This window comes from Companilactobacillus paralimentarius, from assembly GCF_963227125.1.
Lineage (GTDB): Bacteria > Bacillota > Bacilli > Lactobacillales > Lactobacillaceae > Companilactobacillus > Companilactobacillus paralimentarius.
This window is the reverse complement of the sequence record NZ_OY724131.1, coordinates 1,697,760-1,714,535: the sequence shown is the minus strand read 5'-3', so window position 1 is coordinate 1,714,535 and position 16,776 is coordinate 1,697,760. Positions and strand designations below refer to the sequence as shown.

General features: G+C 33.4%; 18 protein-coding genes and 2 pseudogenes. 10 read left to right on the top strand and 10 right to left on the bottom strand.

Annotated features, from left to right (window positions below):
* Positions 1-381: 381 nt before the first annotated feature.
* Positions 382-528: pseudogene (locus ACI6PB_RS08320) on the bottom strand (IS256 family transposase); the annotation flags it as partial.
* A gap of 194 nt (positions 529-722) precedes the next feature.
* Here ACI6PB_RS08320 and ACI6PB_RS08315 point away from each other — a divergent pair.
* Positions 723-875: pseudogene (locus tag ACI6PB_RS08315) on the top strand (helix-turn-helix domain-containing protein); the annotation flags it as partial.
* A 79-nt stretch (positions 876-954) separates the two neighbouring features.
* Here the strand turns inward: ACI6PB_RS08315 and ACI6PB_RS08310 are convergent.
* Together ACI6PB_RS08310 and ACI6PB_RS08305 are read right to left on the bottom strand one after the other, a co-directional pair.
* Positions 955-2,187: an MrcB family domain-containing protein gene (locus tag ACI6PB_RS08310; protein ID WP_404351047.1), complete on the bottom strand. Its 1,233-nt coding sequence runs from the start codon at positions 2,185-2,187 to the stop codon at positions 955-957.
* A 178-nt stretch (positions 2,188-2,365) separates the two neighbouring features.
* A complete protein-coding gene (locus ACI6PB_RS08305) occupies positions 2,366-2,830 on the bottom strand; it encodes a hypothetical protein (protein ID WP_404327285.1) in 465 nt (154 codons plus the stop codon).
* 477 nt (positions 2,831-3,307) lie between these two features.
* Here ACI6PB_RS08305 and ACI6PB_RS08300 point away from each other — a divergent pair, with 477 nt between their 5' ends.
* From ACI6PB_RS08300 to ACI6PB_RS08290, 3 genes are all read left to right on the top strand, one after another.
* On the top strand, positions 3,308-4,672 hold the full coding sequence (locus tag ACI6PB_RS08300) for a DNA/RNA helicase domain-containing protein (RefSeq protein WP_404327284.1): 1,365 nt from the start codon (positions 3,308-3,310) through the stop codon (positions 4,670-4,672).
* Positions 4,672-4,986, top strand: a complete 315-nt coding sequence (locus ACI6PB_RS08295) for a MazG-like family protein (RefSeq protein WP_404327283.1) — start codon at positions 4,672-4,674, stop codon at positions 4,984-4,986. Before ACI6PB_RS08300 ends, ACI6PB_RS08295 begins: the two co-directional genes overlap by 1 nt.
* A gap of 289 nt (positions 4,987-5,275) precedes the next feature.
* Positions 5,276-5,401, top strand: a complete 126-nt coding sequence (locus ACI6PB_RS08290) for a hypothetical protein (RefSeq protein WP_264372382.1) — start codon at positions 5,276-5,278, stop codon at positions 5,399-5,401.
* On the opposite strand, the gene ACI6PB_RS08285 is transcribed toward ACI6PB_RS08290, so the two are convergent.
* The 7 genes from ACI6PB_RS08285 to ACI6PB_RS08255 form a co-directional block, all read right to left on the bottom strand.
* Positions 5,391-5,813 carry a hypothetical protein gene (locus tag ACI6PB_RS08285; RefSeq protein WP_404327282.1) on the bottom strand — a complete coding sequence of 141 codons (423 nt, stop codon included), beginning with the start codon at positions 5,811-5,813 and terminating at the stop codon, positions 5,391-5,393. The two genes, ACI6PB_RS08290 and ACI6PB_RS08285, sit on opposite strands and share 11 nt — an antisense overlap.
* 71 nt (positions 5,814-5,884) lie before the next feature.
* Positions 5,885-6,103, bottom strand: a complete 219-nt coding sequence (locus ACI6PB_RS08280; protein ID WP_404327281.1) for a hypothetical protein — start codon at positions 6,101-6,103, stop codon at positions 5,885-5,887.
* A gap of 314 nt (positions 6,104-6,417) precedes the next feature.
* Positions 6,418-9,075 (bottom strand): phage/plasmid primase, P4 family, encoded by a 2,658-nt coding sequence (locus ACI6PB_RS08275; protein ID WP_404327280.1) that lies wholly within the window; start codon positions 9,073-9,075, stop codon positions 6,418-6,420.
* Between the two features lie 15 nt (positions 9,076-9,090).
* On the bottom strand, positions 9,091-9,360 hold the full coding sequence (locus ACI6PB_RS08270) for a hypothetical protein (protein WP_404327279.1): 270 nt from the start codon (positions 9,358-9,360) through the stop codon (positions 9,091-9,093).
* 227 nt (positions 9,361-9,587) lie between these two features.
* The gene (locus ACI6PB_RS08265) at positions 9,588-9,815 is read right to left on the bottom strand and encodes a hypothetical protein (RefSeq protein ID WP_404327278.1); all 228 of its coding nucleotides are present in this window, start codon (positions 9,813-9,815) and stop codon (positions 9,588-9,590) included.
* 56 nt (positions 9,816-9,871) lie between these two features.
* The gene (locus ACI6PB_RS08260; protein ID WP_404327277.1) at positions 9,872-10,135 is read right to left on the bottom strand and encodes a hypothetical protein; all 264 of its coding nucleotides are present in this window, start codon (positions 10,133-10,135) and stop codon (positions 9,872-9,874) included.
* A 48-nt stretch (positions 10,136-10,183) separates the two neighbouring features.
* Entirely contained in the window at positions 10,184-10,384 is a 201-nt protein-coding gene (locus ACI6PB_RS08255; RefSeq protein WP_404327276.1) for a helix-turn-helix transcriptional regulator, read from the bottom strand.
* Positions 10,385-10,501: 117 nt separating this feature from the next.
* On the opposite strand from ACI6PB_RS08255, the gene ACI6PB_RS08250 reads away from it, so the two are divergent.
* From ACI6PB_RS08250 to yjeM, 6 genes are all read left to right on the top strand, one after another.
* A complete protein-coding gene (locus ACI6PB_RS08250; protein WP_404327275.1) occupies positions 10,502-11,137 on the top strand; it encodes a helix-turn-helix domain-containing protein in 636 nt (211 codons plus the stop codon).
* Between the two features lie 50 nt (positions 11,138-11,187).
* The gene (locus ACI6PB_RS08245; RefSeq protein WP_404327274.1) at positions 11,188-12,336 is read left to right on the top strand and encodes a tyrosine-type recombinase/integrase; all 1,149 of its coding nucleotides are present in this window, start codon (positions 11,188-11,190) and stop codon (positions 12,334-12,336) included.
* A gap of 616 nt (positions 12,337-12,952) precedes the next feature.
* Positions 12,953-13,138, top strand: coding sequence for a CsbD family protein (locus ACI6PB_RS08240; protein ID WP_025084965.1), 186 nt, complete (start codon positions 12,953-12,955; stop codon positions 13,136-13,138).
* Between the two features lie 171 nt (positions 13,139-13,309).
* On the top strand, positions 13,310-13,636 hold the full coding sequence (locus ACI6PB_RS08235; protein ID WP_025084966.1) for a heavy metal-binding domain-containing protein: 327 nt from the start codon (positions 13,310-13,312) through the stop codon (positions 13,634-13,636).
* 9 nt (positions 13,637-13,645) lie between these two features.
* Positions 13,646-15,076, top strand: a complete 1,431-nt coding sequence (locus tag ACI6PB_RS08230; protein WP_056951939.1) for a C69 family dipeptidase — start codon at positions 13,646-13,648, stop codon at positions 15,074-15,076.
* 39 nt (positions 15,077-15,115) lie between these two features.
* Complete coding sequence (gene yjeM, locus ACI6PB_RS08225; protein WP_056955838.1) at positions 15,116-16,645, top strand: glutamate/gamma-aminobutyrate family transporter YjeM; 1,530 nt, start codon at positions 15,116-15,118, stop codon at positions 16,643-16,645.
* Positions 16,646-16,776: the final 131 nt, after the last annotated feature.

Sequence of the window (16,776 nt, the reverse complement as noted above, 5' to 3'; positions counted from 1 at the left end):
TTAAATCATGCAAAAATAGACTAATTTAGAGCAACTTAATAAGGTTTTATAGTTCTTATCGATTAATGAATACAACTCTTAGTTGCCTTATTATCAATGATTAATACATACTAATGATGTCTATGTAATGTTACCTATACGTTAAAAGACGCTAAATATTTAATTTACGGAATTTTTTTAAAGCTCATGCCCACTATGCGAGCTGTCGCCCAGCAGACACTAGGCGGGGGGCTATAAAGAAATAGAGAGCATACAATTAAGCACACACTCTATTAGATCGTATCTATTCTATTTTGATGTTAATAAATTTGTATATGATAACTGTTAATTTTTTTCCTTTAATCGTTTCATGAATTCTTCATATGATTCTGTATGTAATTCAAACTTAGCACGTTCGTAACCCAAAAACTCTGCCAATTGGGTTTGAAGCAGCTGGTTAATCGCAATTTAGAGGTGGTGACGAAAAACTTCGTCCAAATCTTGCTTTTGGGCTAGTGCAGCGATAATTTCTGTGGTAAGTTCATTCATGGGGAATGCCTCCTGTGATGTTTTCTGTGGTTACTAAATATCATAAGGGAAGGCATTCCCTATTTCTATACAATTCATAAATCTTTTATGCATTTGGTAGATTGTAAAATTAATCCGAACGCTGTTCGGACAAAAAAGATCAGCTTCCTTTAAAATGGTGTTTACCACAAACCCATCTTTTAGGAGCTGATCTTTTGTCTAGTATAACCTATTCCGAACGAATTAAAATCGAAACCTTTTGTGAACTAGGGCTGTCCAATATCCAAATGGGCGTTCGGCTGAACCAATCACCGTCAACAATTTCTTATGAATTATCTCGATGTCAACCTTATCAGGCTGAATTAGCATAAAGCAGGTGTCAAAAGAAGCGAAATCAACGACATTTTCTCGTTGATAGGGAAAGTGTCTCGAGAGAGCCGGAACGGCTCAATCCTTTTGCTTTTTAGACGGTAGTACTTTATATTTACTTGGTTCTTTTTGTATATTGTTGTATGGATCATTAATAATGTAATAGTTAAATTCTGTGTCGTTCTTATGTTTTTTATATAATCTATAAATAGAGTATTGTTTTCCTTTAGTTCTAGCGACTTCTAACTCATTAGATGACATGAAAAAGGGCGTTTCTATTCCTGATTTTGTTGATTTAACTTCTATATAGTGTTCTAGTATTTCGTTCTTTGTGTCTTTTTTAAAGGATAGGATATCATATCCTGCTCCGTCTCCTTCATCTACGGATAGGTGTTTGATCTGATCTACATATTCTTTTAATTTGGAATCTTTGGAAAGGATATCAATTTGATTTTTTATCACTAATTCTTCGCCTTCTAAGCCTTGCTTAGTATTACGCTCTAAATTATTGATGTAATCCGGTTTTCTTTTTGTGTTACCCAGGTTTTTAGGTTTAGTTATTTCAAGATTTGTTGGTATCTGTGTTGGATTTTCTATTAAAATCATATCTTTATTAACGGATTTAGATTTTTTATTTTCGATTTTTTCTGTTAGTTTGTATAACGATTGGCCTTTAACAATATGGGCATTGACTTTATCAAAGATAGTGTATAACGATTCTTTTAGTTCTTGATAAACAGTAATCATATAATTAAGGTCTTGAGATAGAGCTTTATCTGTTGACATTTTTTGTAGATCATTAGTAGAGTAAAATTTGCTGAATATATTACCTAATTCGTAACCCTTAGGAAGTACTGTTCCAGTACCCTTATAATTTAAATTAATCTTATTTGAATTAAATCCGTTGATATCTTTTAAGAAGGGAAGATTGGCTTGCCAATATTTTGATACAAGCTCTATCTTTTTTTTAGGATCTTCTCGGGCGTAATTTTTTTGATAAAAAGTATAGCCTTGATTTAAAGACAGATAAACTCCGGAGAGGTTAGCAGTAAAAAGATAGACTATGTAATACCCTTTTTGGGCACTTTCAGTAATTTTTCTATCATAAATGCTTAACCAAGGTATAACAGCCCATTGTCCATTGCCTGCAGAGGCACTTATTTTATACTTGGTAGAATCTAAATTAGAAATGATATCAATTGATAGGGGTTCATTACGAATAGAATCTGCCAATTTGTTTTTGCTATATTGGGTTTCTTTCTCTGTTTGGTAATTTGTTAATACCATTAAAAGGTAATCTTTAAATAACACTTTTCTTCTCTTTTCTTAATTGTTAGCTTTACAACATATATAATAATATTTTCTCTTGAACGATAAAATTATTTTTTGGTATAGCGAATGCTTTTAGTAATTTAATGGTCTATCAAATGACTAAACTATTGATTTAAAGGCATTTTAAAACTAGACCAATAATTTTGAAAAAATTAGGTCATTTTAAGGCCGGTAGATCAATTACTACTTGTTTCAAATGCTTCTCGTATGTAAGTAGCTGTTGTAATGGATGCAAACGTGGATCCCAAATACGTTTCCCCTGAGCATTAATCCCCACTGAAACTTGGACAACAGATAAATTATTGGTTGACTTTATCCTCGACCATTGTTTCAGCTCAAATAACATTATTTGATCACCATGCTTATGGTTATACCCCAACAGAACTGCATCAATTCTGGCACCTAATGGCGTTTCATACTCTAAAACCATAACCAGATTACTTAATCCGGAATTACACAATACGTTAAGCAATACTGGCAATGAATTTTTCCACGACATATACTCTGAGTCTGAATGATCAATTTTGACCATTCCATGTTCATGATGCCACAATAAATCAGCCAGCTTATTATCATCGCTTAACTTCTTTAACTCCTCAACAGTCCTATAAAATGTCTCCACAACTGCTCACTCCCCACTTTCTACAAAAAATACAATATAATTTGATCACATTTTCAATTCTACTGTCTCATCGTCTATAATAAATAATTGATTGCAACTCTTGCAATAGCATATTCCAATCCAAAATCGGAGGATTACATAATCATGTCTAATAAATTTATAACTAAGGAATTTTCCATAGAAAAGGGGACTGGAAGATTGTCACCAATTCGTCTCAGACCTCGTGGTAAAAAAGCGCTTGAAAATAATGATGCCATCTATATATATTTAGGGCCAAAAAATGTATACGTTGGCCAAACTAAGCATTTTTTTAGTCGACACAAGCAGCATGTCCAAGAAAGTAATCATCGATACATAAACGGATAATATACCAAGGTCATAGTTGCCTTTGGCATATTAATCAATCAATTATCACTTGACGATATCGAAAAAAAACTCATAACTTATATCACGGCGGATTATGAGGACGATAGAAATATGACTGTTAATAATGGCACTTCAGGCAACGAATCCCCAGCTTATCAAAACCAAGATGAAGTCCTAACTGATTTCATAAATCCTTTTTGGGAAGAACTATTCAGTAAAGGTTACGTGTTGAAGAAAAATTTAGCGGCCGTCAAAGAATCTATCCTATTCAAATATTCTCCCTTCACTTCACTTTCTGAAGAAAAAAATAACATCATTAATGAAATAATTAGACAACCCCAAAACTATATCGTCTCTGGATTGGCCGGTACAGGAAAAACTGTCGTTTTAACTAACTTGGCGGCCAGATTAAGTCAAACCTACCCTAACAAACGTATTGCAGTGGTTGTTAAAACTAACTGGGTTAAAAGTGCTCAAAAGATTTTTCAAGCATATTCTGTTAAAAATATAGATGTCTTTACAGCTTATAAATTAATTAAAAGTGGTGAGCAGTATGATTACGTTCTGGTTGACGAAGCCCATCGACTTAGGAGGTATTATTCCAAAGGTAATCACGTTACCCAAGACATTTTTAATAAAGATGAAAACCAGAACGAGCTTAAACTACTGGGAAAATTAAATCCATGCTTTATTTTATTTTATGATCCTGCTCAAACTATTCGTCCATCTGACATTCCCAAAAAAGATTACAATACATTTCTCACCGATAATGAATTCAAAGAACTTAAACTTACCAAAGAGTATCGAGTCAATATCAACGAGCTAAATAAAACATATACCAGTGATGATTTTATGACCGGAATTCAAGAATTCTTACAAATAGATTCCTCTAATGCAAAATTTGATCATAATATTTTCCAATCATACCTCACTAATCCAGATGCCTATTTTGGAGTGGTGAACTCAATTCATGAACTTTTTGACTATTTAGATGATTGTGAAAATTACGAACCTGCTACTCAAAATCGTGTTATGGCTGGTTATACACGTGAATGGGCTAGTCATCAAAAGGAAAACAGAGATCGAAACGATGTCTATGACTGGGTAGAGGGTAAATACCATTGGAAATGGAATTCTGATAGTGAAAACTGGTTGATGAAAAAGAATTCTCGCATTGAAATTGGTTCAATTCATGCTGTTCAAGGCATTGATCTTAATTACGCAGGTGTTATTATTTCAACAGATATTTCTATTGATAATACCGGTAAAATAATCGGCATCCCGGAGAATTACAAAGATCGCAATGGTCAATACAAATCCGATGACTACAGTAAAGAGGGTTTTTCAAACTTCATTAAGAATATTTACTATGTCCTTTTAACGCGAGGTATTGACGGCGTACGTGTATACTTTGAAGACAAAAAAATGCAACAATATTTCTATGACTTTATGGGTATTAATAAGGAGATTCAGTAATGAACTATGAGACTGTATTAGCTAAGCTAATTGAATTTAGAGACCGTAAGCAGTGGCAGGAATACCATACGCTCATATCACTATCTAGGGCATTATCTATTGAGTCTTCTGAAGTAGAAAAGGTCTTTCTTTGGAAGCGCAATGATGAAGATTTAGACTCCTCCGACATTGTCAACTTAAAGATGGAAGTAGCCGATGTTTTAACTTATGCTTACTATCTATGCGAAAAACTTGGAGAAAACCCCAATGATTTAGTAAATGAAAAATTGGAAATAAATCAAACTCGCCATTGGAAATTCGATCATAAAGAGTAGTGTACTGATTTCTATCTTAATCGTTAGGGCTCCTGACCATCCCAATCCGTCAGAAGCTCTTATTTTATGTGCATTCCAACATAATGATGAATAATTTTTCGTCCGCTATAGGCTAATACCTTACATACTGAACGCCCGTCATTAACTTCTTCAGCCTGCCTTTTTCCACTGTACGATTATTTCTTGACTAAAGTCTCCCTCCCAGGTAAAAAAAGTTTAAAAATTGTCTTTTGACACAAACGAATGGTATTGTGTGCGCTCTTATCGGCGCGTATAGGGGGAGGGGCTATTGGACCCTACAAATAGTCTAACAACACTCATAAACAATTATACAGCTTCCTGTGGCATGTCAGGTTTAGTACCTAAATTGTCACCTATCCCTGCGCACTTCCATCTTGTTGTTGCTAACAACTAGCAATAGTATCTTTATCATAGTAATTATTAGCAAAGTCTATAAGAGCATCGTCCCACAGGTCAATATAATCGCCACGATCTGAAAGGTTCATGACATCCATAATAATGTATTCAGATGCACGATACTTATTAAAGTAAGTCAATGTAAGTATTTGTTTCTGTTGTTCATTCAATGGCTTAACTGCTTTATCAATCTTATGTATTTGTTCTTTGATTTCTAAGTATCTAATTAGTTTGTTCTCTGTTCCATTATCATTATTACCATTCGATACATAACCTAGATCAATGTGCATCCCTTGGATTGTTGCTAGTTCATTAGCTTTGATAGTCATATCTCGATAGTGTAACAGTTGTGTATTAGCTTTATTAATTAACTGCATCCAGTCTATTATTTCGTTGTAATCTCGTGTCATTGATACACCTCGTTGTTATGTTTGTGTGGACAATAAAAGGATGCCACTCATAATGACATCCCTTAGTGGTTCTATTCAATAGGTTGCGTGTACTTAATGATGATAAGGAAGCTGTGAGCATTCTCTATATCTAATACGTTACAATCATTATCTATTAATACACTGCACACATCATTGATATATCTTTCAGTCTTCTTTGCTCGTGATGAGTTATCGTCTGTGTAGTCTGCTCCAATGTCTCGAGCTGTAATATATTTTACTTGATACTTCTTTTTATGTTGTTCATTCATTCTTTACACCTCTGATAATTTAAAATAATCCACATAGTGGATAATGCTGTATACCTTGGCGTACATGGAGTACAGCCTCAATAATCCACTATCCACTATGTTTCAACTTAGTTTAGTTTTTGTTCTTTATTATTTTATATTTTTATATATTCTTTTTATTTAAACTTCATAGAAAACAAGTGTACTAGTGGATTATTATGGCTGTAACCCTTGGTAAATAAGAATTTTTATAATCCACTCTTTTTTTAAGTGGATAGTAGCAGTGGATAATAGGAATTGTAAAGACTGATATAGCGAGGTTTTAAATAATCCACTTACTTAATTAGTCTTTTTTGGTTATCACTTATTCTTCTATTGATTTTGTCGTATTCGGGACTATCTCTATTAGGTAAACTATCGTGCAAAGACAATGTATCAATTAATAACTCTCTAGTTGGAAATATAAAACATCTATCTTGACCATTATTAGCATAATATATTGTGGTATCACTGTAGGAACTAGAATAGGTAGAATATCTTGCAAGTGAGGTAGCTTTTTTGTATGTATATTGACATTGCATTAATGGTAAAGATTGTACAATTAAATCATTTCGATTATCTTTGCTTTTAGCAATATCAGCAAAAGCTTGCATAGATATAGTGGTGATTTTATTTTGTTGTTCGTTAAGGATGCCTTTAATTTGAGTTATGAAATTAGCCTTTTTAAGTGGTCTATTATCTCCATTTTCGTTACACCAATTTCGATACTCTCTATACAATGGTTTACTTGCGATGCGCGCAATAGGTAGATACATCATTATTTCATTGAAAAATTGTCTTACGGTATCATTTTCAAGTTTGAACTCATCCATTAAGTTTTTAGATGCATCGGGTTGCGTGTATTCAGTAAAAAATGGCATTTCTAAGGCTTTTTTTAGTAACCATTCACGTGTTTCTTTAGTCTTAATGAATAAGCCTTTAATATTTTTACCATCCTTACTAGGTGCAAAATGAGCATTAAATGGGACAATAATCATACGTCTATAAGTGCCACCAGTTTTATTATGAAATTTAGGCAGTTCATTGGTTGATTGAATAATAGTGCCTGTATATCTAAATGAAACAGGGGTTTTATATTTACGATCTGTATAAATCATATCTCCAGTAACTGCACTATTGAAATTGGATGAGTTGTCTATGTAGACGTTAGATTGTAAATCATCTCCAATATTTACAGTTGTTCCTATTAGTAGCTCCATACTGAACTGTTTCTTCATTTCGTCAACTTTTAGATTAGCGGTATTTTCATCTCCTACAATTCCTTGTATTAAATCTTGAAATGTACTTTTACCGTTAGAACCGTTATTACTCAATTCACCAGTTTGATTGCCAAGTAAAAATACAGCCTGTTCCCGTGAAAAATTACCATTAGCTGAATCAGCAATAATCTGATATAGTAATGTTTCTATTTGTCTATCGGTACAAGATAAATCCTTAATAAAATTACTAGGAGTCCAATAACCACCGTCTGATAATTGATATTTAGGTTCTTTAGCGTGTTTATTGAAATTAGTAATATCTTTGGTTATAAATCTATAACTAGGGTCGTGGGGATGAAGTTCTTTCTTAACTTGGTCGTAAATTCCATTGTTAACAGATATTAAAGTAGGTCTAGTTTCTAACGTCATCACTTGACTTCTTAGGAGTAACTTTCTTCTGACTTCTTTAGTCTGCTTTTCATTATAGTTTTCTTCTAATTTGTCTACCAATTTAGCAATATACTGATCGTTAGCATCATATATACCGTTATCAAAATTATAAACGCATAATAAAGCATCGCTTCTGCTCGTTGTTTTAAAGATAGGGACGTACATTCTAATCAGGTTGGCTATTGCTGACTGTGAGAGTGTACTCTTTGCCTGTGCCTTGGGATGCTCTAACCTTATTTGTTCGTTAATTTTTTCTAACCATTCATCATGTGTATGTTTCATTTTGCTAATGAGTAATTTAGTAGTCATTTTGACAGATTTAAATTTATCTATTGTACTTGATGAAAAGAACTCACTAAATGACTTATCGGGATCGTTAGCGGAGTAATTAAAATGAGCTTTTAACTTTCTCATGTTGTCATTAGCCCACTCATCATTACCAACCGCCAATATAGTCATAGCTTGTGTTAAAACATTGTAAGATATTTCTTCACGTTGGTAATACCCAATTAAACCAATGAGAATATTTGAGAAATTACTTTCATCATTTAAATAGTCGTGATGTCGTTTACTCCAAGTTTCTAAAAGACTAATGGCATCAGCATCATCAATAGGATAAATGTTGTCGTTGCCATTTGTGGCCACGGTCGTAGGTGTTTTAATAGGGATGCTAGATGTGATGTAATTATCAACTTTTAGAGGTTGTCCCTCGTGATATTTTAGAAAATTATCCATATTTTTAGTATGAATATTCTTAACAGGTAAACCCATGACTTGTGACCATTGTTCGGCACGGGGATCATCCTTTACGCCAATTTTTTTACATACATTAGTGATTAAAGACTTACGTTCATTCTCTTTAAAAGAACGATCAACTGTAAAAATAAGTCTATAACCATAGCCTTTATTCTCGTATATATGAGTTTGTCGGTTTACCCAATTAAGATTAGAGTTAATACTAGGGTAGGCAAGCCATTCAATGTTATTAAAATGTTTTGAAAGATTATTATACATTGTTGATACATCATGCCTTGTTAAGTGGTCAATATCTAAAATTAAAGCATCCCGTGTCAAAAGATTTTCATTAGACCGTGTAGTAACGCCATTTTTTAACGTTCCAGATATTATATATTTAGCTTTAGTTTCTTTAAATTGTTTGTTGCCGTTCTCATCTTTTCCGTTAGATGTTTGTGGCGTGTAATCTAAGATATATTTAATAAGTGGTTTAGTGGTAGATACCTTAGTTAGATTGTTATTATTAGTACCAGTTTGAAGATATAGCAATTAAACACCTCCTCGTTATTTGTTCTCAGGTATTGCGCCGTTAACTAGTTCTATTAATTTATCGTGATTGGCATTAGCACCTCTTAATAAGACATCACACAACGCCTGTAAGTGGGGTGTAACACGTTCTAATTCGTTTACTATCTCGGTATTGGTATATTTACCACTAATATTTTTATTGGATAGACTGTCTATATTTTCTGCTAATAGTTCTAGTAAATTTTTATTGTTATCCATGTGATAGGCAATATCTTCAATGTCGTAAGGATCAATTACTTTAGTCATTGTTAATAGCCTCCAATAGATCGGATATTTCAGCGTTAACAACATTTAATTGCTTGTTCTTTAAGTTGTCGTTTAATATGGCTTGTATTTGTGCGTTCATGTTGTTTGTAAATCTCCCTCAATGTATAATTAAAGGGTAAAATGTTAATAAATTTTCGGGATTGCTTAACTTTGGTCGGTGCAAGCAATCTATTTTTTTTACCCTTTTTTCGTAATGTGGTTGAGTATTATTCATACATTTCAACTGCTTCAAGTGTTCCTAAAATATCGTGAGCATGTAAAACAAATTTTGTTAATAAAATAGCTACATCTTTGCTTTCTTTGATATTAGAACGATCTTCTAGCGCCTGACTGTAAAAGTTAATTGTTTCCAAATTTTCGGCATAATCATCCTCAAGGTCTTCTTTATAATTTCTAATTTCTTCTTTACTCATTTCATATAATGCTTTTTTCATAGTTATTTCTCCAATTATCTTATTGTATTAGTTTTAAACGCCCCGCTAGACTTGAATTATTGTTCTAATACAAATTGTTTAATTTCTTCTTTACTGTAAAGCGTGATACCTCTAACAACGTGGTAAGGCATCCCCATAGCAAGAAACTTATCAAGCGTATTATTCGATACACCTAAATATATACAAGCCTCTTTCTTACGAAAAAAGTCTTTACTATCAATACTGGCATCTTTACGAGCCTTGCTAATGGAATCAGTAACTAACTTATAAATATCATCTCCAAGGGATGCATATTGATCGTGTGATAGTGTAATTTCCATTTCTATTTGTCCTTTCTGATTAGTATCTTTACTTTTCTTTACTAAAAATCACAAAAACAAATCATTTAAAGAAGTGACAATACTATCGTTTTTAAATAGTTTCAAAATAATAGCCATTTCGTTTTCTTTAAATGGAACCGTGCCGTTTTCTTTTTTTCCATAACTATTAGTTGAGATACCTATTTTTTTGGCAAGTTCACTTTGTGTGAGTCCTAGCTGTTTTCTGTATTTTAATAGGGTCCAGTGCATAGAAATAGCCTCCTTTCTTTACTTTTCAATACTAGCAGAAAGACTTTTTATTTGCAAACTTTTCTTTACTTTTAACAACTTTACATATATATTAATAACGATAAGGGAGTGAACTAAATGGCTATAAGTAATTATTATTTAGGGCAAAAAATTAGCTCCATAAGATTAAATCTAGGATTATCTCAAGAACAATTTGCGGAGAAAGTGGGTAATCTTACTGGTAGTGATACGATTTCAAAAGGAACTGTTAATAACTGGGAACGAGGACGAAATAAACCTAATAAGGCTAGACAAATAGCGATAGCAAAGTTAGGAAATATGACTCGTGACGAATTAGTGAATGATGAATACGGTTGGGAATTGTGGTCAAAGGCGACTGGTATTTCTGAAGAAAAAATAAAACAAGAATATGATAGAATGCATCAGGCTGGACGTGTCAAAAAAGAGGATGACATTCAAAATATTATAGGACAAGCTGTTGCAAACTTGTCGGGCGACGGTCAAACGGATGCTGGAGCAATTAATCAAATTGAAAATGCAATATTGAAGTTGGAATCAATGGTTGACAACTTTTATATTGACGATGAAAAAAAGAAAAAATATGCAGATAAACATGGACTTCTTAGTCTTGCCAATTTTGATGATACTTTTTATGATGATATGAACCCTGATGTTTATCATGAAATATTTAAAATACTTCAAAATACAAGAATGCAATTAGATGATCTAAAAGGAAAGTATCATCTACATTAATTAACCACCCACGAAACTAACACGCCCCGCTAGCGTTTAGGAGTAGGACAATGACAGAAATTAAGATGTACGAAAAAAAAGACGGTACTACCGCCTACATGTTTAGTGTTTATTTAGGAATGGACGAACTCACGGGCAAAGTAAAAACTACTACTCGTAGAGGTTTTCAGACACAAAAAGAAGCCCGCCTAGCAATGTCTAAACTACTATTAGACACTGACAAGCATGGCTTTCAGAAAATGGATAATAAGCCGTTTAAGGCTATTTATAAACAATGGTACGATCAATATAAATCAACGGTCAAAGAATCTACTTATACTAAAACCGATGAACACTTTACACTTCATATTTTACCAGAAATAGGTAGCATCCCTATGAATAAACTAAAAACTATTCATATTCAGACAGCTGTTAATAAGTGGTTTAAGGCTGGCTTAACTAGGTATAAGAGATTTTACAATTATATTAATAGAGTGCTTATATGGGCTTATAAGATGCAGATTATTAATGATAATCCCGCAAGTAGGGTTATTTTACCAGTTAACACAAGCCAATTTAAAACTATGAAAGATAACTATTATGATTTAAAAGAATTGAAACATTTTTTTGAATGTTTCAATGACTTGGATAATCCGCAGGCATACATGTATTTTAGACTATTAGCATTTACAGGGATGCGCAAAGGCGAAAGTTTGGCGTTGCTTTGGACTGATATAGACTTTAATAATAATCAGATAAGTATTACTAAAACGGAATCGCAAGGCGCTCATGGTCGCTTATTAGTTAATACACCTAAGACGGATGCAAGTGTGAGAGTAGTAAACGTTGATGATAAAACTATGTCAATGCTGAAAGAGTGGCGTAAAACGCAACGTAATGAGCTACTAATGTTAGGTTTTAATACAATTAATAAAGATCAACTTGTATTTTCCAATAATAGAAATACTATGCTTGTTCCTACTAAACCTAGAATATGGTTACAACTGGTTATTTCCCGTTTTGATTTAAAGAATGTAACTGTTCATGCATTTAGACGTACGTTTGCTACCCTTGCTATTGAGTCTGGCGCTTCACTAAAAGAGGTACAAGCGCAATTAGGACACTCAAGTTATAAAACTACTGCTGATGTGTATACGGAAGTTACTAAAAAACAGCGTAAAGATACTGCTCAAAAGTACGCTAATTATGTTGATTTTTAGAGGGTGTATAGTCAAAATATAGTCAAAGGGTGTTATTTCACTAATAAACAGGCTATAATCGTTGATATTACAGTATTTATTGGATGTTCATATTGTTCCCAATATGCCCAATAATAGTAATCAAATTATAAAAAAGCTGTTAACTTGAAGGTTAACGGCTTTTTGATTTCTCAAAATAATTACAAAAAAATAACCGTCTAATTTTGGCGAGTTACGATTATTTAAGAGCTTATTAAATTAATCTAACATGGATGTTGAATACATCAAATTTATATCGATAATATTAAATGGATATTACAATAATTGCTTAAGGATTCTTTAAGAAATGACCATTACAATTTAAGTATTATAAAATAGAACTGTAAGAACGAAAGCGGGTGTAACAAATGACAAGAACTGATAGATTACGTAAAAGAAGAAGATCAGAACGAATTGATCGTAATTTGATCATTGTAAGGTTGTGTATTGTTATAGCTATGATTTATTTTATTTGTCAGGTGGTTGCAACAATTCATTAATTGATGGATCTTTTTGACGTGCGAGCTTCTAATTTGCTAGATCAACCGGTAACTTGCTAAACTTTAATCATAAATAAAGTTATGAGAGGAGTTTTATTATGAGTGTTGATAGTAAAAAAGATGCAATTAAAGGTAAAACAAATCAGGCCGTTGGCAAAGCTTCTGGTAACGACAAACAAGAATTAAAAGGTAAAGTTCAAGAAGCAATGGGTAAAGCCAAGGATAAAGTAGATGAAGCAGTAGATAAAGTTGCTCATAAAGTAAATGAGAAAACTGATAAATAATGATCAAACGAAATTCTTTAAAAGTGCTGTCACAATAGTTGTGATGGCGCTTTTATTTTTTTAATCTCCTTAAAATAGGTATAATAAATTTCTAAATAACTACTCATAATTCCTTTTGAATGTGTTACATTATTTAATGGAGTGAAATAAATATTTTTGTGAGGTGAATCAATGGATAAGAACGAGATATTGGTAACTACAACTGAGCATATTCCAGGACATGAATACGAAATTATTGGCGAAGTTTTCGGATTGACTACTCAATCAAAAAACGTCGTTAAGAATATCGGTGCTGGGTTCAAAAACATCGTTGGTGGCGAAATTAAAGCTTATACTGAACTGCTAACAGAGGCTCGTGATATTGCTATTAGTCGTTTGCGACAAAATGCAGTTGATATGGGTGCTGATGCTGTAGTCATGATGCGTTTTGATTCCGATTCAATTAGTGCTGACATGGAAACAGTTGCAGCATATGGTACCGCAGTAAAATTTAAGTAAGGTGATTTGATGGCATTAGAGTATAACAAGAGTTCTTTATCTGCATGTACTAGCATTTTGATTGGTAAGGGTGCAACTGTTGATGGTTCTACTATTATTGGTAGAAACGAGGATGCAAAAGCGTCTTGGCCTAAGCATTTTGTGATTCATGAACATAAAGAATTTACTGAGCAACAAAAATTTGTTTCTCAAGCCAATGATTTTCAAATGGACTTACCTAAGATTCGCAGTAAATATTCCGCTACTCCTGAATGGACCTCAAAAGAGGGACTATTCGAAGAGGATGGCTTTAATGAATACGGAGTTGGAATGAGTGCTACCGAAAGTGCTTATTCTAATCAACGTGTTTTAGGTGCAGATCCTCTTGAGATAAATGGTATTGGTGAGGAAGCTATGATTACAGTAGTTTTGCCTTACATCAAGACAGCTAAAGAAGGCGTCTTGCGTTTAGGTGAAATTATTGAAAAATACGGAACTTGTGAAACTAACGGAGTCCTTTTCTCTGATAAAGATGAGGTTTGGTATTTCGAAAGTGGATCAGGTCACTATTGGGTAGCACAGCGCATTCCCGACGATAGCTACGCTGTGGTAGCCAATCAATTAGCAATTCAAGAGATTGACTTTGACGATGAAAAGAATTTCTTGTATCACAAAGATATTCAAAAATTTGTTTCTGACAATCACTTGAATGCTAAACCAGATACGTTCAATTTTAGAGAAATTTTTGGAACGCATACTTTATCCGATGAGATTTATAGTACGCCACGGGTTTGGTGGGGCCAACAAGAGTTTTCTGGTAAGACGGATGAAAGTCCTGAAAGTGAAAACTTGTCTTTTATCAAAAAGGCTAATCGTTTATTGAGTGTCGATGATGCTCAAGATTACTTGGCTTCACATTTCCAAAAGACGCCTTATGATCCATTGAATGAGTCAAAGGATAACAAACGTTTCCGTCCAATTAGTTTGGCTAAAACACAAGAGTCACATGTCTTACAAGTAAGACCTAATATGGCTCCTGAAATTGCTTGTGTGCACTGGTTAGCCATGGGTGTAGCTTCACAAAGTATCTATGTTCCTTTCTATATGGGAATGACAGATACCCCTGAAGAGTACAAACTTGGAGAACTACCATACGACAGTAAGTCAGCTTATTGGACCTACAAATTGGCTGGAGTTTTACTAGACAGTCATTATAAAGAACTTGGAAAAATGTTCCAAGACAAGCAAGAGGCTATCAATATCACGTTACGTAAAAAGTTGCATGATTTTGATGAGCAAGCTTCAAGCAAAGATGATGAGGAATTACCTAATTATTTAACAAAAGCTTCATTTGAAATGGCAAAACTTTCAATTGATGGTTATAAAGAGCTAATCGCTCAATTAATTACGGACTCGACTGATTTTTCACCTCTTAACTTCAAGACAGATATGAATTTGTAAAAATTTGTACATTGAAAATTAAATGAGGGGTTTTATAAAATGAATGATGGCAATTCGCCGAAAAAAACAATCACATTATTTGGATTAATAATGATGATTTTCACGGCAATCTTTGGATTCGCTAATACTACTGTTGCTTACGAGCAAATGGGATTGGCAAGTATTATTTGGTACATTTTCGCTGCACTTCTATTCTTCTTACCTGTAGGATTCATGGTAGCTGAATATGGTGCTGCCTTTAATGAAGCAAAGGGTGGAATTTATTCCTGGATCGAGGGAGCCGTTGGTGCAAAATGGGCTTTCATCGGTACTTTTATGTGGTTAGCTTCATGGGAAGTTTGGCTAGTGTCGACTTCTTCAAAAGTTTGGATTCCACTTTCAACAATGTTTGCAGGACATGATGCCACACAAACATGGGGATTATTTGGATTAAGTGCCACACAAGTTATTGGTATCTTAGCTGTTCTTTGGATCATATTTGTTACATACACAGCTTCACAAGGTATTGATAAAATTTCCAAGATTTCTAATTTTGGTGGAATTATGACAATTGCCTTACAAGTTATTTTCTTTGTTTTAAGTTTGGCAGTTTTGTTTATGTCAGGATTCCACACGGCTGAACCTATCAATGGTTTAGACACATTTATCCATTCTGCTAATCCTGCATTTGCTTCACCACTAGGGATGGTTTCCTTTATCGTTTATGCAATCTTTGCATACGGTGGTATGGAATCTGTTGGTGGTGTTACTGATAGTATGAAGAATCCTAAGAAAGATTTTCCACGTGGTGTTTTAATTGCGGCTGTTATTATGGCTTTAGTTTATTCATTAACTATTTTCTGTTGGTCAATGAGTGCTAATTGGAACGCTGTTATTGCCAAAGGTAATGTTAACTTAGGTAATATTACTTACGTTATGATGAGTAATCTTGGTTATCAATTTGGTAGCCATATTGGTTTAGGTAGTGCCGCTGCCATTGCCTTAGGTGAATGGTTAGCTAGATTTACTGGTTTTGATATGTTTGTTCTTTACATGGGTGCTTTCTTTGTTTTGATTTATTCACCATTGAAGTCATTCATCTTGGGTACACCAAAAGATTTGTGGCCTGCAAAGGTTACTAAGTTGAATAAACATGGTATGCCTGCTTATGCAATGTGGATTCAAGCTGCCGTAGTTATCGTCCTTATTTTAATTGTTGATATGGGTGGTAAGAATGCCAAAGCACTTTACAATGTTTTGACATTGATGGCTAATGTTTCTACGACTGTTCCATATTTGTTCTTAGTTGGTGCATATCCATTCTTTAATATGAATAAAGATATTGAAAAACCATATTTATTCTATAAGAATAAAAAAGCTATGTGGACTGTTACAATAGTTGTCTTCTTAGTTTTGGCTTTCGCCATTATCTTTACATTGCTCCAACCAATTATGGAAGGCGCATATACAGATGCTCTTTGGACAATTATTGGACCAGTAGTCTTCGGTCTAGTTGGATTCACACTTTATTATAGATATGAACATAAATCTAAAAATAAAGTTACTAATACAGCTGACGCAACTGATTAAAAAGTAATAGATCTTATCAATTTTGATAAGGTCTATTTTTTTATGAAAAAATAGTTGCATTATGCACCTATCGATGCTAATCTAATTAAGTGCAAAACACACATAATGTATTAAAATATAAAATTTAAAAA